The 21,246-nt window shown below is 39.6% G+C and carries 25 protein-coding genes; 14 read left to right on the forward strand and 11 right to left on the reverse strand.

What is annotated here, in order from left to right; all coding sequences use genetic code 11:
* Window positions 1–14 precede the first annotated feature (14 nt).
* The 9 genes from trpD to ACWIUD_RS02975 all read left to right on the forward strand — a co-directional run bounded on the left by trpD (window position 15) and on the right by ACWIUD_RS02975 (window position 7,599).
* The gene (gene trpD, locus ACWIUD_RS02935) at window positions 15–1,028 is read left to right on the forward strand and encodes an anthranilate phosphoribosyltransferase (RefSeq protein ID WP_454146548.1); all 1,014 of its coding nucleotides are present in this window, start codon (window positions 15–17) and stop codon (window positions 1,026–1,028) included.
* Window positions 1,029–1,236: 208 nt separating this feature from the next.
* Window positions 1,237–1,371 (forward strand): hypothetical protein, encoded by a 135-nt coding sequence (locus tag ACWIUD_RS02940; RefSeq protein WP_454146550.1) that lies wholly within the window; start codon window positions 1,237–1,239, stop codon window positions 1,369–1,371.
* Between the two features lie 9 nt (window positions 1,372–1,380).
* Window positions 1,381–2,214, forward strand: coding sequence for an indole-3-glycerol phosphate synthase TrpC (gene trpC / locus ACWIUD_RS02945; RefSeq protein WP_454146552.1), 834 nt, complete (start codon window positions 1,381–1,383; stop codon window positions 2,212–2,214).
* A gap of 50 nt (window positions 2,215–2,264) precedes the next feature.
* A complete protein-coding gene (locus ACWIUD_RS02950; RefSeq protein WP_454146554.1) occupies window positions 2,265–2,462 on the forward strand; it encodes a hypothetical protein in 198 nt (65 codons plus the stop codon).
* On the forward strand, window positions 2,459–2,590 hold the full coding sequence (locus ACWIUD_RS02955) for a hypothetical protein (protein WP_454146556.1): 132 nt from the start codon (window positions 2,459–2,461) through the stop codon (window positions 2,588–2,590). Before ACWIUD_RS02950 ends, ACWIUD_RS02955 begins: the two co-directional genes overlap by 4 nt.
* 61 nt (window positions 2,591–2,651) lie before the next feature.
* The gene (locus tag ACWIUD_RS02960; protein WP_454146558.1) at window positions 2,652–4,892 is read left to right on the forward strand and encodes an N-6 DNA methylase; all 2,241 of its coding nucleotides are present in this window, start codon (window positions 2,652–2,654) and stop codon (window positions 4,890–4,892) included.
* Window positions 4,893–4,897: 5 nt separating this feature from the next.
* On the forward strand, window positions 4,898–6,283 hold the full coding sequence (locus tag ACWIUD_RS02965; protein ID WP_454146560.1) for a restriction endonuclease subunit S: 1,386 nt from the start codon (window positions 4,898–4,900) through the stop codon (window positions 6,281–6,283).
* Window positions 6,280–6,930 (forward strand): hypothetical protein, encoded by a 651-nt coding sequence (locus ACWIUD_RS02970; protein ID WP_454146562.1) that lies wholly within the window; start codon window positions 6,280–6,282, stop codon window positions 6,928–6,930. Before ACWIUD_RS02965 ends, ACWIUD_RS02970 begins: the two co-directional genes overlap by 4 nt.
* Before the next feature lie 12 nt (window positions 6,931–6,942).
* Window positions 6,943–7,599, forward strand: coding sequence for a phosphoribosylanthranilate isomerase (locus ACWIUD_RS02975; protein ID WP_454146563.1), 657 nt, complete (start codon window positions 6,943–6,945; stop codon window positions 7,597–7,599).
* Here the strand turns inward: ACWIUD_RS02975 and ACWIUD_RS02980 are convergent.
* A complete protein-coding gene (locus ACWIUD_RS02980) occupies window positions 7,565–7,699 on the reverse strand; it encodes a hypothetical protein (RefSeq protein WP_454146565.1) in 135 nt (44 codons plus the stop codon). The two genes, ACWIUD_RS02975 and ACWIUD_RS02980, sit on opposite strands and share 35 nt — an antisense overlap.
* A gap of 39 nt (window positions 7,700–7,738) precedes the next feature.
* Here ACWIUD_RS02980 and ACWIUD_RS02985 point away from each other — a divergent pair, with 39 nt between their 5' ends.
* Window positions 7,739–9,151, forward strand: coding sequence for a hypothetical protein (locus tag ACWIUD_RS02985; protein ID WP_454146567.1), 1,413 nt, complete (start codon window positions 7,739–7,741; stop codon window positions 9,149–9,151).
* Entirely contained in the window at window positions 9,139–9,306 is a 168-nt protein-coding gene (locus ACWIUD_RS02990) for a hypothetical protein (RefSeq protein ID WP_454146569.1), read from the forward strand. Before ACWIUD_RS02985 ends, ACWIUD_RS02990 begins: the two co-directional genes overlap by 13 nt.
* Window positions 9,307–9,347: 41 nt before the next feature.
* Here the strand turns inward: ACWIUD_RS02990 and ACWIUD_RS02995 are convergent, their stop codons facing one another.
* From ACWIUD_RS02995 to ACWIUD_RS03010, 4 genes are read right to left on the reverse strand one after another with little or no spacing between them, the layout of a single operon-like run.
* A complete protein-coding gene (locus ACWIUD_RS02995) occupies window positions 9,348–11,273 on the reverse strand; it encodes a sulfatase-like hydrolase/transferase (RefSeq protein ID WP_454146571.1) in 1,926 nt (641 codons plus the stop codon).
* A 4-nt stretch (window positions 11,274–11,277) separates the two neighbouring features.
* Window positions 11,278–12,174: a UDP-3-O-acyl-N-acetylglucosamine deacetylase gene (gene lpxC / locus ACWIUD_RS03000; RefSeq protein ID WP_454135084.1), complete on the reverse strand. Its 897-nt coding sequence runs from the start codon at window positions 12,172–12,174 to the stop codon at window positions 11,278–11,280.
* 17 nt (window positions 12,175–12,191) lie between these two features.
* A complete protein-coding gene (locus ACWIUD_RS03005) occupies window positions 12,192–13,022 on the reverse strand; it encodes a hypothetical protein (protein ID WP_454146573.1) in 831 nt (276 codons plus the stop codon).
* The gene (locus ACWIUD_RS03010; RefSeq protein ID WP_454146575.1) at window positions 13,000–14,388 is read right to left on the reverse strand and encodes a M23 family metallopeptidase; all 1,389 of its coding nucleotides are present in this window, start codon (window positions 14,386–14,388) and stop codon (window positions 13,000–13,002) included. The genes ACWIUD_RS03005 and ACWIUD_RS03010 overlap by 23 nt, the downstream gene beginning before the upstream one ends.
* 123 nt (window positions 14,389–14,511) lie before the next feature.
* Between ACWIUD_RS03010 and ACWIUD_RS03015 the strand changes: the two genes are divergently transcribed.
* From ACWIUD_RS03015 to ACWIUD_RS03025, 3 genes are all read left to right on the forward strand, one after another.
* Window positions 14,512–14,787 carry a hypothetical protein gene (locus tag ACWIUD_RS03015; protein WP_454146577.1) on the forward strand — a complete coding sequence of 92 codons (276 nt, stop codon included), beginning with the start codon at window positions 14,512–14,514 and terminating at the stop codon, window positions 14,785–14,787.
* Window positions 14,788–14,821: 34 nt separating this feature from the next.
* On the forward strand, window positions 14,822–14,983 hold the full coding sequence (locus ACWIUD_RS03020) for a hypothetical protein (RefSeq protein ID WP_454146579.1): 162 nt from the start codon (window positions 14,822–14,824) through the stop codon (window positions 14,981–14,983).
* A 141-nt stretch (window positions 14,984–15,124) separates the two neighbouring features.
* Complete coding sequence (locus ACWIUD_RS03025) at window positions 15,125–15,361, forward strand: hypothetical protein (protein WP_454146581.1); 237 nt, start codon at window positions 15,125–15,127, stop codon at window positions 15,359–15,361.
* Window positions 15,362–15,450: 89 nt separating this feature from the next.
* Here ACWIUD_RS03025 and ACWIUD_RS03030 read toward each other — a convergent pair whose 3' ends face one another.
* Genes ACWIUD_RS03030 through ACWIUD_RS03055 form a run of 6 tightly spaced genes read right to left on the reverse strand, consistent with a single transcriptional unit; the run spans window position 15,451 to window position 21,236 of the window.
* Window positions 15,451–15,735 (reverse strand): hypothetical protein, encoded by a 285-nt coding sequence (locus ACWIUD_RS03030; RefSeq protein WP_454146583.1) that lies wholly within the window; start codon window positions 15,733–15,735, stop codon window positions 15,451–15,453.
* Window positions 15,719–17,026 carry a restriction endonuclease subunit S gene (locus tag ACWIUD_RS03035; protein WP_454146843.1) on the reverse strand — a complete coding sequence of 436 codons (1,308 nt, stop codon included), beginning with the start codon at window positions 17,024–17,026 and terminating at the stop codon, window positions 15,719–15,721. Before ACWIUD_RS03035 ends, ACWIUD_RS03030 begins: the two co-directional genes overlap by 17 nt.
* Window positions 17,016–19,043: an HsdM family class I SAM-dependent methyltransferase gene (locus ACWIUD_RS03040; protein ID WP_454146585.1), complete on the reverse strand. Its 2,028-nt coding sequence runs from the start codon at window positions 19,041–19,043 to the stop codon at window positions 17,016–17,018. Before ACWIUD_RS03040 ends, ACWIUD_RS03035 begins: the two co-directional genes overlap by 11 nt.
* Window positions 19,036–19,563, reverse strand: a complete 528-nt coding sequence (locus ACWIUD_RS03045; RefSeq protein WP_454146587.1) for a MotE family protein — start codon at window positions 19,561–19,563, stop codon at window positions 19,036–19,038. Before ACWIUD_RS03045 ends, ACWIUD_RS03040 begins: the two co-directional genes overlap by 8 nt.
* A complete protein-coding gene (locus ACWIUD_RS03050; RefSeq protein WP_454146589.1) occupies window positions 19,560–19,991 on the reverse strand; it encodes a flagellar FliJ family protein in 432 nt (143 codons plus the stop codon). The genes ACWIUD_RS03045 and ACWIUD_RS03050 overlap by 4 nt, the downstream gene beginning before the upstream one ends.
* A 9-nt stretch (window positions 19,992–20,000) precedes the next feature.
* Window positions 20,001–21,236: an adenylosuccinate synthase gene (locus ACWIUD_RS03055; protein WP_454146591.1), complete on the reverse strand. Its 1,236-nt coding sequence runs from the start codon at window positions 21,234–21,236 to the stop codon at window positions 20,001–20,003.
* Window positions 21,237–21,246 lie beyond the last annotated feature (10 nt).

The raw sequence follows: 21,246 nt of genomic DNA on the forward strand, positions 1-21,246 counted from the left end.
AAAGGAACGCAAAAATGATAAAAGAAGCGATTTTGGCACTCACACAAAGGCAAGATTTGAGTTTCACAGAGGCGCGCGAAGTGATGAATGAGATTATGCAGGGCACTGCTAGTCCAGCGCAGATGGCGTCATATCTCACTGCTTTAAGCCTAAAAGGTGAGAGTATCGATGAAATCACAGGTAGCGCGATGAGTATGAGAGAGCATTGCATAAAACTTTTGCATAATCACAATGTGCTTGAAATTGTCGGCACAGGGGGCGATGGCGCAAATTCGTTTAATATCTCTACCACCGCGTCCCTTGTCGTTTCAAGCGCGGGGGTGAGCGTGGCAAAGCACGGCAATCGCGCGGCAAGCTCTAAAAGTGGCGCGGCTGATGTGCTAGAAGCACTTGGCGTAAATATCAATCTCCCGCCAAAGCGCAGTTTGGAGCTACTGCAAACAATCCACATTTGCTTTTTGTTTGCGCAAAACTACCATATCGCTATGCGCTATGTCGCGCCCATTCGCAAAGAGCTAGGCATTAGGACGATTTTTAACATTTTAGGACCGCTCTCAAACCCTGCTGGTGCGAATATGGAGCTTATGGGCGTGTATGATGAAAGCCTTGTCAAACCACTAGCGCGGGTTATGAATAATTTGGGCGTAAAACGCGCAATGGTAGTCTTTGGCAAGGACAAACTTGATGAAATCTCAGTGAGCGCAAAAACTGCCGTGTGTGAAGTGATAGATGGGCAGTTTAGAGAGTATGAGATTGCGCCTAGCGACTTTGGCTATCCACTGCGCCAAAAAGATGAGATTCGCGGGGGCGATGCGGTGCAAAACGCCCAAATCACGCGTGAGATTTTAAGTGGCAAAGAGCGCGGGGCAAAGAGAGAAGCCGTGTGCCTAAACGCTGGGGCTGCGCTGTATGTGGCAGATAAAGTGAGCGATATAGCGCAAGGCGTGAAAATGGCAGAATCGCTGATTGATTCAGGCAAGGCTTTGGCGCAATTAGAGCGGTTTATCGTTGAGAGTAATAAAAATTAGGCAAGATTCACGTGAATCTAAATTTTACCGCGAATCTAAAAAGGGTGATTTTTCGCTACAATCACACTTTTTAAATTTTAAAAATGCAAAGGATTGCAATGCCAAAACTACGATTTCTCGCGCTATTGTTGATTTTCACGCTAAATGTCGCAAATGCTATGTTTGAGTATAATACCATTAACATACGATTCATTATGATATGAGCGGATTGGCTAGATATAGCAATGAATTTCCGCGCGATTGGTATGGATTTGAATTGCGAGATGACTGCTACTATGCCTACCGCTTTAATCAAGCATTGGCATTAGCATTTGTGGGTGCGTATCATACAAATCCGCGATAAAGGGAATAAATGGATATTTTAGCAAAGATTATAAAATCGACAAAAGCACGAGTAGAGCGAGAAAAGGCGCAAATCCCTTTTAATGAAATGCGCCAAAAAGCCGAATCGCTGTATAAAAATCAATGCGAATCGCGTGAATCTAGCATAAAACCGCCATTTGCGTTTGAAAATGCCCTAGATTCTGCAAATTCCGCAGAATCTGCAATGCACTTTATCTGCGAAGTCAAAAAGGCTTCGCCTTCAAAAGGCATTATCGCGCAGGATTTCCCCTATCTCCAAATCGCGCGGGATTATGAGAGTGCGGGAGCGGATTGCATTTCCTGCCTTACCGAGCCAGAGTATTTTTTGGGCGCGGATAGCTATTTGCGCGAGATTGCAAAGGCGGTGAAAATCCCCGTGCTACGCAAGGATTTCATCATCGATAGCTATATGATTTATGGTGCGAAAGTTTTGGGCGCGGATTGTGTGTTGCTCATCAGCGAGGCGTTGGAGTTGTCGCAAATGGTGGAGTTTTGCGACATTGCCAAATCGCTTGGATTAAGCGTTTTGATAGAATCTCATAGCGAATCCGCTTTGCAAAATGCCCTGCAAACCTCCGCAAAACTCATCGGCGTAAATAACCGCGACTTGCGGAGTTTTAAAGTGGATTTAGGCACGAGCATTCGCCTAAAAAGGCTTGTCCCAAAGGATAGAATCTTTGTAAGCGAATCAGGAATCGCCACAAGAGAGGACATCGCCATTTTGCAATCGCACGACATAAACGCCGCCCTCATCGGCGAAAGCCTAATGCGAAAATCCAACAAAATCCACGCATTAGCAAATCTAAAAGGCGCGAATCTATGAAGCCAAATTTTGCTACAATATCGCCATAGATTTTACAAAAGGACGGCAAAATGACTTTAATTATCCAAAATGTCAAAGAGGAATTTTTAAGCGATTTTGAAAAAGTCGCAAAAAATGCGAATGCTACGATTTTGCGACAAGATTCTAAAAAAGGCGAATCTAATTTTGAAAAATTGCGCAAAGAAATGCTAGATGATTTGCGCAAATCCCACAATCGCGCCGTTTTTGAGCGACTAAAAGATAGATGAAAATCAAATTTTGCGGGTTGTTTAGGGAGTGTGATATTGAGTTTGCAAACGCGCTAATGCCCGATTTTGTGGGCTTTGTGTTTGCGAGGCAATCCAAGCGATTTGGCAGAAATGTTTGTGCCAAATAAACTAAAAGTAATTTTAAAACAAATGTAAAAATGCTAAAATTATAAAATATAAAGGACAAAAATGAACAATGAACTTATAAATAAAGCCATTCAAAAAGGCATTATAACTTTTAGTGACGATAAAAAATTAATCACTTACACATATCAAAACAAAGAGCGCAAGTATCACAATCCAGAGGAAAAAGTCCAAGCCCTTACATTTTGTAAGTTAGTTTTAGAATACGGCTATCCACAAGAGCAAATCAAACTTTTTGCCTCTATCCAAATGGGTTCTTCCACCAAAGAAGCTGATATTGTTGTATATAGCGACAAAGACTGCAAAATTCCACATATCATCGTAGAGTGCAAAAAACAAGAAATAAGCGATTTAGAATTTCAAAACGCCATAAATCAAGCTTTTAGCTATGCGGTGGCAGAGGGCGCAAGATTTGTGTGGGTAAGCTCGGGGCTTAAAGATGAGTATTACCAAGTGTTGGATAAAAAGCCAAAAGATAGAAGTGCAATCCCGGATATACCTGCTTTTGGGTCAAATAAAATCCTTAATTTCAAATATGTTCGTGGAGGCAAAATAGGTGCGCAAAAATATTTTGATTTACAAAAAATTAGCGAATCCGACTTAACACAAGCCTTTAAACAAGCACATAATGCGCTTTGGGGAGGTGGTGAGCTAAATCCAAGCACAGCTTTTGATGAGCTTGATAAACTTATATTTTGTAAAATTTGGGACGAAAAAAATACGCCGAGAGAAAAACCATATCAATTTCAATTTATAGCTAGGGAAGAAAATGGCAAACTTGTAAGCAATAAAATATTAAATGAAGAATTAGCCCAAAGGATTCATTCTCTCTATGAGCAAGGGCGCAAAAAAGACCCAGAAGTATTTAAAGATAATATTAGATTAAGCCCCGAAAAAATACGCTCTGTTGTAGGATATTTAGAAAAAATAAATCTTTCACAAACGGATTTAGATTCCAAAGGTAGAGCATTTGAAACATTTATGGGGAGCTTTTTTCGTGGAGATTTTGGGCAGTATTTTACGCCTAGACAAATTGTAGATTTTATTGTCCAAGTTTTACCGATTGATAATAATTCTATTGTGCTTGATACAAGTTGCGGAAGTGGTGGGTTTTTGCTACACGCGCTTGATAAAGTCCGCAAGTTAGCTGATGAAAATTTTGGAGAAAGAGATGAAAATGGCAACCTTAAAAGATATGAAAATGGCGAAGTTATCATAAACAAGCAAGATATAAGCGACCATTATAAATTTTGGCACGATTTTGCACAAAATAACCTCTTTGGAATTGAAATAAATGAGCAAATTGCACGAGTGGCTAAAATGAATATGATTATCCACGACGATGGACATACAAACATTATCGTTTGCGATGGACTTTCACCCATAACACAAAATAATTGCGACTATTCAAGTAAAGACAAAGAAAAATTAGAGCAACAAAATGCTAATACCATCGCCAACAAAACAAACAATGCAAATTTTAAAGAAAATTATTTTGATTTTATTATCACAAATCCACCTTTTGGCTCAATCATTAAGCAGACTGAACGCGCTTACTTGCACCAATACAATTTTAGCAATAAAGAAGTAAATTGGCTTGATATTAAAGACAAAGTCGAACGAGAAAAGCGCGAAAATCAAAGCACCGAAGTGCTATTTATTGAGCAAGCATATAGATTCTTAAAAGAAAAAGGTTTTTTGGCTATCGTAATTCCCGATGGAATCCTTACAAATTCAAGTTTGCAATATGTGCGCGATGCTATTGAGGAAATGTATAAAATCGTGGCTGTGGTATCTATGCCACAAACGGCGTTTTCTCACACGGGTGCGGGGGTAAAAAGCTCCGTGCTGTTTTTGCAAAAACATAAAAGAGAAACAACTAAAAAAATCAAAGAAACTAAATTTTTATTGCAAACTCACATAAAAACAAAATTTCAATATATTGACAAAATGACTGCGTTAGAATATACCAAAAAACAAGCACTAAAAAAGCTAAACAAAGACTATCCAAGCAAGGAAACTAAACAAAGAGAGTCTTATATAAGCAAAAAATCCGACATAGTCCAAAAATATAAAGAGCAAGTAGAAAATTTGCAGTCGCCACTACTAGACTCATATCAAGCGCAAAAAACACAAGAATTTGATAAAGCTGGGCTTGATTATGATATTTTTATGGCTATTGCTGAAAATATCGGCTATGACGCCACAGGTAAAGCAACAGGCATAAATGAGCTAGATTCTATCGCGCAACATTTACGCGACTTTTTAGCACAAATCGCAGAGTAAAATTTATGAAAATCTTTATACGAAAATGGAGCGAAATTAGCGGTGGGAGATTTGATGCTGATTATCACAGCGCAAATCTATCAAATTCAATAAAAACGCAATCATTAAAGCATATTTGTAATATCAAAAGTGGCAAGAGAATCCCTAAAGGTAAAACCTATGCGAAAGAATCTACTATGTATAAATATTTACGAGTTGATGACTTAGATTCTGAGAAAACACATATTGATATAAATTCCCTAAAATCAATCGATAAAGAGATTTTTAATATATTAAAGCGTTATGAAATTTTTAATAATGAAATCGCTATATCAAATGCGGGAACTATTGGAAAAATATTTTTGTTTCACAATGATACACACAATAGAGTTATTTTGACTGAAAATTGCGTTAAGTTGCAAGTCGCTGAAAATATTTTGCCAAAATTCTTAAATATTATTTTGAAAATGGATTTTGTGCAACAACAAATCAAACAAAATTACATTCAAACAACCATACCAAAATTAGCAATAGAAAGAATCAAAGATTTAAAAATCCCTGAAATTCCACCAAAAGAAATCCAGCAATACGTTGTTGATATTATGGACAACGCGTATTTAGAAAAAAGGCGTAAAGAGAGCGAAGCACAAGAGATTTTAGATTCTATTGATAGTTTTCTTTTAAGCGAGTTAGGCATTAGCTTGTCACCAAAAGCCACAAGCGATTTAAAAAGGAGAATATTTTTTGTCAAACTTAGCGAAATCAGCGACACTCGCTTTGACGCCGAGTATCATCAATGCTACTACATCACCCTACAAAACGCCATAAATCAGGGTAAATACGAAGTCGCTAAAATCCGTGATATTGCATTTATCAATCAACAATTAGAATCTATGGAAAAATATGATTTTATCAACTACATAGATTTATCCTGCATTGAAAAAGAAAACGGCTTTATCAAAGACACGATACCAATAAACAAAGACTTTCCAAGTAGGGCGAGGCAAAGGGTGTTTAAGGGCGATTTATTAGTTTCAACTTTAAGTGGCTCAATGAAAGCTATTGCGCTTGTAAGTGAGGAGAAAGAAAATCTAATCGCTTCAACGGGTTTTTTTGTCATAAGCAAGGTTAAGCAAAATCTATTAAAAGATTTTTTAATAAATATTTTGCGCGCAAATTTATTTCAAACTTTGCTTAAAAGAGAAGCGAGCGGTTCGATTATGAGTTCGATAAATTATAATGACTTTTTAAATCTAAAAATCCCTCTGCCGCCATTAAGTGTGCAAGAGAAAATCGCCAATGAAATTATTAGGCGCAAACAAAAATCCATAAATTTACAAAAAGAAGCTAAAAATATTTTAGAATCTGCTAAATTGCAGGTAGAAAAAATTATATTAGAAGGACAGCAATGAAATTAAAAGGCATAATGGAATTTTCTTTGGGTGGTTTTTTGACATTTAGAGGCTATGCAACTTTAAGCACATTAAAAGAAGAAGGAGGCGATAGTGTTTTCTATCGTATAGATGGTAACCATAGAATTAGTGCTGCAGAAGACGGTAGTGATAAGATTAAAAATATGATTACGCCTTTTTCAATTATATTTTTTAGAACCGAAAAAGAATATCAAAAGCAAAGCAAAATGGTGTTTCATAATACAAACTTCAAACATATCCCTTTAAGTATGGAGCATAATTTAAGGCTTATTTTTGAAGACAATGAAAATTTCAGTGACGATGTTTTGCAAAGCGATGATTTTGGGACACATTTTACTATGCTAAATGTTAATATATTAAAATCTTTACAATTTAATCCAAGAGAAACTTTTTTCAATCTTTTTAGTGTTTTATGCTCAAAACAAGAATGTAAAAATATAAGCGAAAAAGAGGTCAAAGAAAAATTATCTTGTATAAATGAATATTATAAAGATAGCAGACTGAAAGAAAGCAACAATGGCACGGTTATATCAGCTTTTATATATTATATTCTATCTACAAAAGAAAAATTAAGAGAAAAAATAAGAAATATTTTAGAAAATTGCACGGATAAGACATTTCAATAAAAGATAAATCTTATGAAAATCAAATTTTGCGGGTTGTTTAGGGAGTGTGATATTGAGTTTGCAAACGCGCTAATGCCCGATTTTGTGGGCTTTGTGTTTGCGAGGCAATCCAAGCGATTTGTGGATTTTGCTTTGGCGGGGGAGCTAAAAGCACGACTAAATTCGCAAATCAAGGCGGTGGGCGTGTTTGTAGATAGCCCTGTGGAGCGCATTTGCGAAGCGGTGCAAAGTAAAATCATCGACATAGTGCAACTTCACGGCAATGAAAATAACGCCTATATTAGCGCGTTGCGCGAGTCTTTGCGCCACATTTCAGCGCAGAATCCGCCCATTATTAAGGCGATAAATGCGTGTAATTCGCATTTGATTTTGGAGGCGCAGAATCTAAATGCGGATTTTGTCTTGCTAGATAGCGCGAATGCGGGGAGTGGCGTGGCGTTTGAGTGGGAGAAATTAAGTGCGAAAATCGCAGAATCTAGGCATTTTGCCTTTGATTTTGCCACGCGCTTTTTTCTCGCAGGTGGGGTAAATGCGGACAATCTCCCCCGCGCAATGTCGCTAAATCCTTATGCGATTGACATTTCAAGCGGGATTGAAAGCGATGGCAAAAAAGATTTTGCTAAAATGAAGCAAATTATCGAAACACTCCGCTCGCAGAATCTGCGCTAAACTTCGCCATTGCGAGATTCTGCGATTTATTAAATTTTCGCAGAATCCCATAAAAATTTTTCACATAATAAGAATAATACTTAATTTTTAAGTTTAACATTATATAATTCGCATTTTAGATTTTACAAAAAGGACTTTTATGAAAAAATTTGCTTTTGGAATATTGATTTTGATGTTTGGCGCGATAAATGCGGATGAAAATCACGAGCACCACGAATCGCACGAAAATCACTCACACCACGCAACTCACGGCGCATTGCACCATTATGATTTGCACACCCACGCAGAATCTAAGCAAGTCGATTTTGCCACACTTAGCGCAAAAGTCGGCATTTTTGGCAAAACATCGATTTTGTCAAGCAAAGAAATGGGCGCAAAAAATGACAATTATGCGATGCTCTACTCGCAGTTTTTATTGCAAAGTGCGCCATTTGCAAATGCAGATTCTGCGTTAGATGGCGTTGTGGCGGGACTTGGCGCGGTGGCGTATGCGCCATTTTACAGCGATAAAATCAAATACATTAACTCGAATTTTGTCGCAAATACCGCATATTTGGGTTATGTGAAGGATTTTGAACGCGTTGGCGTGGAGGTTAAGGCGGGGCGATTTGATGAGCATTTGGAGTGGGTGGGGCACTCAATGCAGGGCGTTTTTGGGCGAGTGACTTTGCCTTTTAGTGCGCACTCTGCGCAAATTTATGGCATTTGGGTAAATGAGCAAGCACACATTATGCGCGAAATAAGTGGCGACTTTGATTTTTATAAATCAATGTATGATGGGCAAAATCTCTTTGCCGGTGGGGCAAATCTCGCCCTTACGCTAGGGCAGAATCTACGCTTTCATATCGAACCCTACGCATATTATTTGCATAAATATTTTGGAGTTTATGGCGCAAAAGTCGCCTTTGATGCGTCCTTTGCAGATGATTGGCGGAGCAAAACAATCGCGCAGGGTGCATTTTTGCATTCAAACTATGCAAAAAATCACGCAAATATGACAAATATGGCAAATCACGCACACGCAGGGCACAATCACGCCCATAATCACTCCGCCCACACACATCTAAACACCGCAAATCGTGGCGATACCTACTTTGTCTTTATCGAGCAAGAGTTCGCATACAAGGACTTTTTGTATTTTGGCGCGGGATTTCAGCGCGTTGGGGCAAAGGTTTTTGAGATTGCAAATTTGGGTAATAACTCTCGCTTTGAAGCGCACGAAGGCGGGGGATTTGGCGTGATTCGCCCCGGGGCAATTCACAGCGGGACGCAAATTACAAATGCCTATAATGCGGACACAAATACATTTTATGGTTTTATCGGTGCGCAGTTTGGGAGCGAAAATGAGTTCGCGCTAGAAGCGATGGGGCGAGATAGCAGAAGCGATAAAAAATCGCAAAGTGCATTTTCGCTAGGTGCGCGATATGCGCTACCTTATGGATTTGAAATCGGCGGAATTGGCGTTTTTATGTTAGACAAGCATCCGCACGGGATGGAAGAAATGCGCGTGTGGCGAAATTATGGGAAGGCGTATTTGCAGTGGCAGTTTTAGATTCTGCGAATTTTATGCAAGATTCTGCGATTTTTATGCGAGATTCTGCGATTTTTATGCGAATCGCAGAATCTAAATTTGGATGGTTGTTTCGCTTCGCTCACAAATCCTATGGATTGCCACGAAGTCGCCCAAAGTGCGACTTCTCGCAATGACGAAAAAAATCGCAGAATCTAAAAGCAAAATCCGCACAAATCTACTTCATATTCACAAATTCATCTGCCTTGCGCCAATTCTCCGCCTTGTAAATATCGCCCCGCACTTTGAGCGCATTTGAGATTAACCACTCTTGCGGTTTGTGCTTGTGAAGCATCCAATGATAAGTCGCAGTGTGGATTAACTCCCTATTTTGCGGATAATTTTGCAAGATATTTGGCGGCACATTTGGACATCCGCGTGGCAGATTCGCGCAAAAAATACTCACAATATCAAAGTTTGCCATCAAACGCTTATCCACCTTCAACTCCCCACGCGCCCCAAAATCCTTGAATAAAAACAGCACATCGGGGCGGACATTATTTTTGTCATTATCATTTGGAAGCGGAAAGTTGATATTATCATTGCCCGCGTGGTCGCTTATTACGAAAATCTGCGTGTTATCATAAATCCCCGCATTTTTGAGATTTTTCACGAAATCGTGCAAATACTGCAACGCGCAAGATTCTGCGTCATAGTGCTGAAAATAGGACTTGTGCATAGAATATTGCGGATTTTGGCGGATTTGCGGATGCAAGAAGTCGTCCCACGCCGTTTTTTGCGTGAAAAAGTCGCATTTTTGCCCATCAAAATACACGCCAAAGGGCGAATGCGTCATCAGCGACCAAATAAATTTAAAAGTCGGTTTCGCAGAATCTGTCTTCAAAATGCGCGATGTCGCATAAAAATTCGCAGTGTAATTTATCGCAGTAGTGGAGCGACTTTTTAAGCGTTTTTCGCCACTAAGTCGCCACCAACCATCATCATAGAGCAGTTTTCGCGCTTCAAACTCAGGGGCGAACTTAAAAGCACCATACACCAAAAGTTGAGCGATGTCAAAGTTTTTCGATAACTCTTTTATCTGCGTCAAATCATCTGCGAAACCCTCGCTTTGCGCGTAAAAATCTACGAATTGATTTGTGCTGTAATCGATGAGTGCGACATTTTCGCTCAACTGCGATTTGATATTCTCCACATTGCTTCCTACAAATGTTAGCAGATTTGCGCTAAATCCGCCCTGCGCGAAGGCATTTGCAGTGTTTATAAACGCAGAATCTATTTGTGCTGTGAGATTCTGCGCTCTTTTATTCATATTTATCGCGGTGTAATATTCGCCACCGATGAGAGATGCGGCGGTAGGGATGGTGAGATTTGCGCTAGAAATGGCGTTTGGGTAGAGTGTGAAACCATCTAACGCGCTTTTAAGGTGCGGAAACTGCGCGAAAATAAAAGGCGTATGCGAACCGCTAAACATATCAAGCACGATTACCACGATATTTTTGTCCGTTTTGGAGTATGAGAAAAATGCCTCCCCTGCTTTGTTTGCGTCCATTCTTTGCTTTGTGATTTTTAGCGCATCTATGCCACTTACGATTAGAAGCGTGGCAAAAATGATTTTCCACACAAAGAGCAAATATTTTAGCGCAAATATCACAAAAAGAATGCCCGCCACCAAAACGGCGATGAAAATCCGCATTTGCGCGATTATCGGCTCTATGCTGTCATAAACAAATGGATGTTTGTCAAACCAAAATCTATCCATCGCGCCATAATCGCCCGTGAAAATAAAACTATACGCAATGCCAATGAAAAGTGCCACGCTTAACGCAAAGGCGGGGATTTTCTGCCACTTTTGCGGGATAAATGAAAGGGCATAAATCGCGCTAAAACTTGCCAATAAAAACGCCCCAAATAGCGCACCAAGTGTCGCTTTTGTCTGTGTGCTATCAAACTGCGTAATATCGCTATTATAAAGCGCGTAGGGATTAAAAACGCAAATTAGAAGCGCAATGCAAAGGGTAGCATAAATGGCGATTTGGCGGTAGATTTGGGTTTGTGTGCTAGATTCTGCGTTTTTGGGGCGATTCGCAAAATCTAGCGCAAAATCTCGCATTTCATTCGTAGAATCTAGTGGCGAGTTTGGCATAAAATTACGAGTGCGCTATCGCAAATTCAAAGTTTTCTGCGTTGCTTGGCAATTCTACGATTTGATATGCTTTGCTATCTGCTAAAATCTTTTGTGTCAAAAAGTGATTTAGCTTGTGGCTTCCTGCAAAGCTCACATAAGTCCCAATGAGTGGCATTCCAAGCACACTCATATCGCCGATGGCGTCCAAAATCTTGTGGCGGACAAATTCCTCTTTGTAGCGCAAACCCTCTTTATTCAAAATCCCGCTTTCATCAAGCACAATGCAGTTTGAGAGATTGCCACCCTTTGCAAGTCCGATAGAGCGCAGGTAATTCACCTCTTGCAAAAAGCCAAATGTCCGCGCACGGGCGATTTCGTCTTTATATTTTTGTGGCGAATATTCAAATCTATATTGTTGCGTTTTGATTGCGGTGTGCTCGAAATTGATTGTAAAATCAAAAATGCTATCCTTGCTAGGCTCGACACGGACGAATTTTTCGCCGTCTTTTACTTCGATGGGCTTTTTAATCGCGAGTGCTTTTTTTGGCGCGTCCTGCGTCAAAATCCCCGCTTCCTCCAAAAGCATACAATACCCAATCGCACTGCCATCCATTATCGGCACTTCTTCATTATCAAGCACCACGCGCAAATTATCGATGCCATAAGCATAAATCGCGCTTAATAAATGCTCGATTGTGGAGACTTTTGCTTCGGGGTTTTCGCGCACACCAAGCACCGTTGCCAAAGTCGTATCGATGACATTTTCAGTTTTTAGCGGGATACTCACGCCCAAATCGCTACGATAAAAGACAATCCCGCAGTTTTCGCCCAAAGGCTCTAAAATCATTTTCACGCTTACGCCCTTATGAAGTCCGATTCCTACCAACTCTACGGGTTTTTTAATGCTTCGCTGTTTCATTTTGTATCCTTAAAAATTTAGTTTATTGCACTTAGTGCGTCGCTTATTTTTAGTCCAATATCGCCGTCTTTTGCGATTAGATTTAGTTTGTATTTTAGCATTTTTTGCGTGATTGCCATTCCGTTGAATAAAATTTTGCCATTTGCGATTTGTGATAAAATCATATATTCGCCATCACAGCGCACTTCGCCCTCGCACTTGCCGAAAATAAAGGCACTTTTTTTTGTGCTAATTTTCGCACCGGAATTCACACGATTGAAAATCGCTAGATTCTGCTCGCTTTTGATTTCCACGCCACTGCGAAGCAACTCTGTAAATACGCGAAAATCGGTAGATTCTGCGAATTTGGGGTGAATCGCAGAATCTGCGGTGCTTTTTTGAGATACTTCGCTTCGCTCAGTATGACAAATGGATGGCTCAGTATGACAAAACGATGGATTGCCACGAGAATCCTGCGGATTCTCTCGCAATGACGAAGTGGGGGTAGATTCTGCGATTTTGGCGAGATTCTGCGAAGATTCTGCGATTTTGGCGAGATTCTGCGAAGATTCTGCGATTTTCCCAAAATTCGCAGAATCTTTATGTATCAAATTCGCATTTTTTAGCACGCTAACATTTTTTGCACCACTTTTCGCCCCAAAATTAAAATTTTTTGGTTGCAAGTAATCTAACTCATATTTATCCAAAATCGCCCTTATTTCCGCACTCAAATCCTCCACCATCAGCAAGTGCAGTCGCAAAACGCTCTTATTTTGCGTGACAAATCGCTCCACTTCATCTAGCGGAATATCCGCGCGGATGATGAAAATCTGCATATTTTTCTGCTCAATCTTTGGCATAAGTGTCAATTACCTCCCTTGCGTTTTTTAAGACATCATTTATGTGCGTTTTCAGCCACTTGCTATCCATCCACTCATTTGCGGTGCTTGGCAGTCCCTGCAACAAAATGCTAAAATGCAAATGGTCGCCAAATGCAAGTCCGCTTTCCCCGCTTCGCGCGATAATATCGCCACTATAAACAAAATCGCCTTCTTTTACCGCCATATTTTGCAAGTGCGAGTAAAGCGACGCCACGCCATATCCGTGCTCGATGATTATCGTATTTCCATAAATGCCAAGTTCTTCGGCAAATGTCACAATGCCCTCATTTGAGGCGATTATTGGCATATTTTTCACATTCGCTAAATCGACGCCCAAATGCCAGCTATCCCCCGCATCCATTTTATTAAAACTAAACTTTCGATAATCGCCAAATAGTCCCACCACTCGCGCGTCATTTGCAGGTTTAAATGTGGCAAATTCATTTATTTCGCGGGGGGCATTTAGCATTTTGGCATTCATTCTGTTCTCGTCATTTTGGCGGATAGTTTCATTCACATAGGTAAATGCGCTAATTTCATCTTTGAAATCCGCGAGTGTGTAAATATTGCCATTTTCGATAATTTCTGCGATTTTCCCCTCGATAAACGCGCTTTTTAGCGGGAGATTTGAAGTGCGGTAGCTGCGATTGTAACGCGCGAAATTGATATTAAATCGCCTCGTATTTCCCGCTTTATCCTGCGCGATTATGGCACTTTTAAAGGATGGATTTTTGATATACCAAGGGATTATGCCGACAAAATAATTTGGTTTATAAAATGGAAACGCCACAAAACTTTGAAATCCATTTGTAAGCGAAATATTTGCCATCGCAGAATCTTTTGCATAAAATACCACCGCTGCCGCCCCGCCCCGCACGATGATATTGCTCATTTGGATAACGCTAACTTGCGGTAACTGCGTGTCAATGGTGAGTTTTAAGTCGCTTTGTGCGATATTTCCGCGAAAAAAGCGATTTTTGCTCTTATCTTGCGCGGTGATTGTGTAAATTAGCGTATCGCCATTTTTAATATTCATCTTTGGGATGGGGAGCGTGAAAGAGACTTCATTTGACGCAGAATCTGGCGTTTTGTTAAGCAAAGTTTTTTGCGCTCCATTCAAACTAACAGCGACTTTGTAGCGTTTAATGCCCGAAGTGTCGGTGATTTTGATGGGAATATCCCACTTTAAGTTCCAATGCGAGGCGTTTGGCAGGGAAATCTGCGGAGGATTTTGCTCAAAAAATGGCGAAGTATGGATAAAATACACAATCAAAGCACACAGCAAAACGCCGATGCTTGGGGCGATATTGCGCTTTTTGAAGAGGTTTGTAAAAGTTTTTTTGGTGATTTTCATTTGCCTGCTTTTGCCTGTTTTCTAAAATTTATCGCAATTATAGGCAAAAATCTTTAAAAATACGCGTTAAATGCGTAAAGATTCTACGAAAATTTGTGATTTTTTTGTGAGATTCTGCGAATTTTGTGCAAAGATTTCGATTCTGCGTTAGATTCTGCGACTCGTGCGAAAAATATAAAATCGCAGAATCTAGCGCGAAAAAATCCGTCATTGCGAGATTTGACGAAGTCAAATCGTGGCAATCCACATTATTTTTTTGTGGATTGCTTCGTTGCACTCGCTTCGCTTCGTGCGCCTCGCAATGACGAAGTGGGGGCAGATTCTGCGTTTTGCAGATTCTGCGACTCGTGCGAAAAATATAAATTCGCAGAATCTAAATTATTATATAATGCGCTTTAAAAATATTATAAATTCACGCACATAAAGGCATATTATGGATTTAGAGAGGCAAATCGCGCTATTTTCGCACAAACGACTGCAAAGCTATGAAAATCTCTCGCAACACAAAGATAATTTCTTGCTTATCAAAGATTTAAGCGCGAAAATTGGGCTTTTGGAGATTATCACACGCAATAAAGTCGCGCAAATTTTGTAAATAAATGATGATGATTTTATTTCAAATCAAACTTTTGGGTTTTGGTGTAGTGAGATTGAAAAACATAAAATTCATAATGCTTTGGTAAATCTAGCGCATATCGATTTCAAAAAGTATTCGACATTTAACAAAAAAGACAAAATGCGTAATTATCAAAAAGTCAAAATCGCTTATTCGTTGTTTGTAAATATCCGCAATCGCGCATTTCATTTTGAAAATCTCTATAAACGCAATCAATACGGCATACCTAGACTTTCTACTTGTCTAATTTTTGGCAAAACAAAAATTCTAATCGGCATAGATAGCGACAAAATGGAAGCGTTTTTAGATGATATGATAAATGCTTTTGATGGCGAATTGAGGGGATATTTTGGTTGAAGTTTATGTGAATTTTGTGAGGTTTAAGAGTGGCGGTAAAGCACCGCCGTGAATTTCGCCGACAATTATAGCACTTTTGGCAAATGTTGTCAATAGTTAAATATTTGCAAAATTTTAGATTCTGCGATTCGCAGAATCTGCCTTTTTGTCTTTGTGAGATTCTGCGAAATTTCGCATTTGATTCGCAGAATCTTAATGGATTGCCACGAGAATTCGCATTCGCTCATTCTCTCGCAATGACAGCGTGAGTGGATTGCCACGACTTGCATTCGCAAGTCTCGCAATGACGAAGTGAAGTAGATTCTGCGATTTTGGGCTAGATTCTGCGAATTGTGTGAAAAATATAAATTCGCTAGACTAGCGATTTTCCACAATCGCTTTGGTGGCGTTTGTGCGCTTTTGATTCCATAAAACTACGGATTTTATCACTTCTTTTTGCACCGCGCTAATGAACTTTTCCATAAAATCAAAGGCGATTTCATTATTTTGATTTACGGGTAGCAATATTGTCATATTTTCCAATACGCTTTCTTTATAAGAGCTACTGCCCCAGCTAAAATTTGAAAACGCCCTTTTCAAAGTGGGGATTATAAAATGCGCAATGTATTTGTCGAATTTTAGAATCTTTGGTTTAAAAATTTTGATTTTATCGCCTGTAAAATAAGGGTTTGGTTGATAAAACATTGTGGCGGTATCTTGTCCAAAACTTATGGTATTTGCTTCATTTAGATATTGTATGTCTTTGTCAATATAACCACGAATGCCATTATTTCCTGCACCTCTTGCAATATATGGATATTTACCATTAAATGTAAGAGTGTTGGCATTAAATTTCTTTTTTGATTTGCTTACTTCAAACAATTCCCCGATTGTAAAATCGCGCCAATGGATATTAAGAGTGTCATTGCGAGATTCTGTATTTTTGTCATTCTGAGCTTGTCGCAAGACAAGCGAAGAATCTCTATTTGTCGATTTTTGAGATACTTCCCCTTCGCTTTGCTCAGGGTCAGTATGACAAATGGACTTATTATGATAAAGTGCGGAATCGGTATGACACAAAGAAGCAAAAATCGCTAATGCTTCTCTCTCTTGTGCGTCTAGCTCATAATCTTTTAGCCCTGTAACCTCCAAATATGCTTCTAGCTCTCTTATCTGCTCCGCTTCTAGCTCTTTTATGTAAGATTCCATAAAATCAAAGGCGATTTTGCCCTCTATCGTGGGGAGCGGGATTTTATGATTTTCTAAACTGCCCATTCTGTATTGTTTGCCATAGCCATATTTTGATTTGTCCTTGTTAATTATCGTGCTTATGAATCGCAAATGATATTTACTCATCGGTTCTTTTGGATTCAAAACCAAAATATTATCATCGCAACAAAAATTTTCAATATGCACAAAAGAATTGCAAAACATATCAATCGTTATGGCATTGCTAAAAATTTGCTGATTTTGATTGCTGATAAACTCTTTTACGCCTTGATTAAATTCACCTGCGGTAAGCAAAGGCAAGTCGCCTTTGATTCGCGCATTTTTTACGAGTCGCGTTCCGCGCTTATAGTTAAACATATCAATAAGTCTAAATTCCTCCCATTTGCCACCTTGTGCGATGAACTCTGATTCAAGATTCGCGATATTTACGCTTATTTGAGCGGGGTTAAAGACAATCCTTTTTTAAGACATTTGCGACTTCCCACGCGAGATATTCGCTCACGCATTTTTTGAAATCCTGCAATGTGGGCTTTGAATCCACCTTTTTATGCTGGTCAAAATTCCAATCCGCCCCGCTAGGCGTTATAAAATCCTCGATATAGATTTCATCTAAATTCCACTTGCTTTGCAAAAATCTGCTTGAAGCCTTGCCATTTTTATAAATCTCTACGATGTCATTATAGCGCGCTGTGGGGTTATCCACCTCTTGCAAACTTCGCTCGGTGCGCTTATAGCCATCATTGCGAAAGTCGATAAATTTCACACTTTTGCTAAAATTATGCGGAGTTCCCGCCTCAAAGATATAAATGCTCGTTTGCACGCCTGCCATCGGCGCAAATAAGTCGCTTGGCATTTTGATACTTGCTTTTAGCGTGTGTTTTTGCAAAATGGCTTTATTTGTATTTATCGCTTTGCCACTCCCCGCAGAATCTTGGATAATAATCGCGCCTAATGCGTGGCGTGGCATATTATCAAGTCCTAATTTTATAAAGGGCATTCCGTTTTCTTTATAAGAAAATGGCGGATTTAGCAAGATTCTATCGGCTTTGAAGTCTTTTATGGTTTGCGTCAAAGCGGTGTTAAAGCTGTCGTTTTGAATGATTTGTGAGCTACCATCGCCTCGTAAAATCATATTTGTAGTAGCTAGGGCGTAAATATCCGCACTTTCCTCAATGCCTAAAAGCTGTGTTTGTTTGATTTGATTTATTTTGTCTTTTAGATTGAAACTCTGCGTTTTGGCGTCTTGCGTAGCTATGCTAATCATCAAATCCATAGCCGCGATTAAAAATCCCGCCGAGCCTGTGGCTAAATCTATCACTTTGCAATCTTTGTCAATCTCTAATATTTTGCTCATCATTTTGGTTACATAAAATGGCGTTAGCACTATGCCTATCTCTTTGCCCCCGCTCATCGCGTATTTTAAAAATTCATTATACATTTCGCCCATAATGTCATAAAATTTGGTGTTTTTATTAAGCGTATTTATTTCGTTGAAAATATGCTCGAAAATGTAGGTAAAAACTTGCTTATTTGTGCTGGCGGTTTTGCCTTTGAGATATTTGCTCTTTTCTAAATGCTTATGCAAAGCTCTAATTATGTCTCTATTTGCGTTAATTGTCATTCGGTGGAATGAATTTGTCATTAGAGTGATTTTATCTTGCGCTAAATTGTGGTTTTGCAAAAACTTTTCTATGTGATTTTGGATTTTTATACTATCTCTGTAATCTCCATCTGCGCCCAAAAGCAAATCAGGAATCAAGCCTTTTTCTAGCGTTTGTGCGCCACTTTTGATATCCTGCATAGCAAGCAAACACGCCGCGACAAATAAAGCCCGCTCGTGCGGTAAAATCGAAAAGTCATTCATAATTTTGCTTAAATTTTTGGCGTGCGTGGATATAAGCCCCCTTTTATAAATGGCAAAATTATGCTTTTGCTCATCGGTTAGCTTGATATTTTCATAAAACTCATCAAAAGCTTCTTTATCGCGCAAAAATCCCAAATCTTTGTAATTTGTATCGATATAAGTATTATTTTCAGCGACATAAAAGACTTTTATCTCCACGCTACTTGCGCTTTCACCTGCGATGCCTACGGCTATGACTTCTTTATACGCATTTGCTTTGACTAAATGTTTTGCATAATGCAAAGCACCATTTAGCGCGAAATCCCTAACGCTTGGAATATCCTCTTTTAAAACTAGCGGAGATTCTACGGCGCAAAGCTTTTTAATGCCTAATTTATTTTCAATAACCACAGGAATGCTGTATTTCTCCACCACAAAATCAATCGCAGCTTTGCCACCCTTGCCACTTTTGCTTGCACCTTTTAGGGCTTCCTGCATATAAGGCGAGGCGGTTTTCTCAAAATAATCGCTATTTTTATTTAGCCCCAAACTTTCAAAAATCGCCTTTACAAAGTCATCGACATCGTTTTCTAGCTTCCACGCGCTCATTTTGCCCTCTTTTTTATTCATCGATTTCATCTCGTGTAAATGGCGGACCATTTTTTAGCAACTCTGTGAGTTTTGCTGCCTTTTGTGCGTCCATTTTGGCGAGGATTTTCCCGCTTGATTTTGCATCCATTGTAAATAAAATCTCTGCTGCTTGATTTAGTGGCATTGCTTGGAAAATCTCACTTGCCTTTGAATCCTTCATCTTTGCGTAGGTTTCGGCGATTTTGGTGCTTTTTTTGGCGTCAATTTGGGCGAGAAGTTCCTCATTTTGCTTAATCAAATTTTTGATTTCATTTTCTCGCATTTTTGCCTCATCGATTAGCTTTTGCACTTTGATTTCTTGCAGTTTTAATTGCTCCATTCTATCGCTATTTGCGCGTTTTTGCTCGTCATATAAAATATTTAGCATCTTTTTTTGCTCGGCGATTTTGTTTAGTTTGCTTTGCAATTCATTTTTCCGCTCTGCAAAAATCGCACTGCAATCAATCATATTGCAAACCGCCCACCCCACGCAACAAATCGCCATAAAAATAATTCTCATCGCTCCGCCTTTTTTTGTGCCATAAATTTATTTAGCGCAATCTCATCCATCGCTACAAGCTCCGCTCTCTGCGCTTTTTTAAGCAGATTCTGCACTTCATTTAAATGCAAATAGTTGATTTTCTCAAACTCGATTTTTGATTTTTGAAATTGCTTTGTTATATCCACTTTTCGCGCTTCCATCATCTGCAAAAAGGCATTTTCCTCCGTGATTTTCGCACGAATATTGCTAATGCCCTCTTTAAATCTCAAAAATTCGCTGTAATTTTTGCTCCCCTTTGGCAAAGAAAACTCGCTAATTAGTCGCTCCAAATCCGCAATTTCGCCCTTTTTTTGCAGAATCTCCGCATTTACTTTTATAAGTTCAAGTTCGATTTTACTTACAATACTTTGCTTTAATCGCAGAATCTTGCTAAATTTCGTTTGCACCGCGCAATCCTAACGCATTATAATATCATCTCGCTCGGGACTTGTGGAGATTATGACGATTTTCACACCTAAAATCGCCTCCAATGCGAAAATATAATCCTTTGCATTTTGTGGCAAATCATCAAATTTCCGCACTCCGCTAACGCCACTAAATCCGCTAAATTCCCTATAACGCGGCGTAATATCATTTAAATCAAATGGATAGTTTAGATTTTCGCAAGTTGCGATTGTCTCGCCACCTCTTTCATATCCCACGCAAACTTTGATTTTAGGAAAGTCATCTAATACATCTAATTTCATCAAAGCAATTTTGCTAACGCCATTTAGGGCGATTGCGTATTTTGCCGCCACCGCATCAAACCACCCGCACCGCCGAACTCTGCCCGTTGTCGCGCCGATTTCTCCGCCCTTTTTTTGTAAAATCGCTCCCCACTCGCCAAAATCCTCACTTGGAAACGCCCCCTTGCCCACTCTCGTGCAATACGCCTTCATAATGCCAATCACTTCGCCCAAATCCCTTGGCGCAATCCCGCTTCCGCTACACGCACCCGCCGAAATTGTCGTAGAGCTCGTCACAAAGGGATAAGTCCCGTGGTCGATATCTAGCATACTTCCTTGCGCACCCTCTAATAAAATGCGCTTATTTTTAGCAATGCCATCCCACAAAATCGCGTCAATATCTTTGATAAAAGGGCGCAGATTCTGCGAATATTCCCTCATTTGCGCTTCTAACTCATCGATATTTATTTGCGGGATATTTTCTAACTTTTTGCGTAGTTTTTTTATAAAGTTTTCAATATCGCACATTTCGCCCACGCGAAATCCCACGCGCGAGACTTTATCAGCATAAGCAGGTCCAATGCCCTTGCAAGTCGTGCCGATGGCGTTTTTCTCATCGCTTTCATTTGCTTTATCACGCGCTTCGTGATATGGCAAAATCAAATGCGCCTTTGGACTGATAAAAATGCGCCCCTCCGCACTCTCAAACTGCGCGACTTCATCCAAAAATGCCTGCGGATTTAGCACCACGCCATTGCCGATTAGATTTAGCGTGTTTTCATATAAAATCCCGCTAGGCACGAGGTGCAGTGCGACTTTTTTGCCATCCACTACAATCGTGTGCCCAGCATTATGTCCGCCTTGATAGCGGACGATAATGTCATAATCTTTTGCCAAATTATCTACAATTTTTCCCTTGCCCTCATCGCCCCACTGAATGCCTACTACAACATCGCATTTACTCATTTTCACTCCC

It is taken from the genome of Helicobacter sp. 23-1044 (assembly GCF_053654695.1).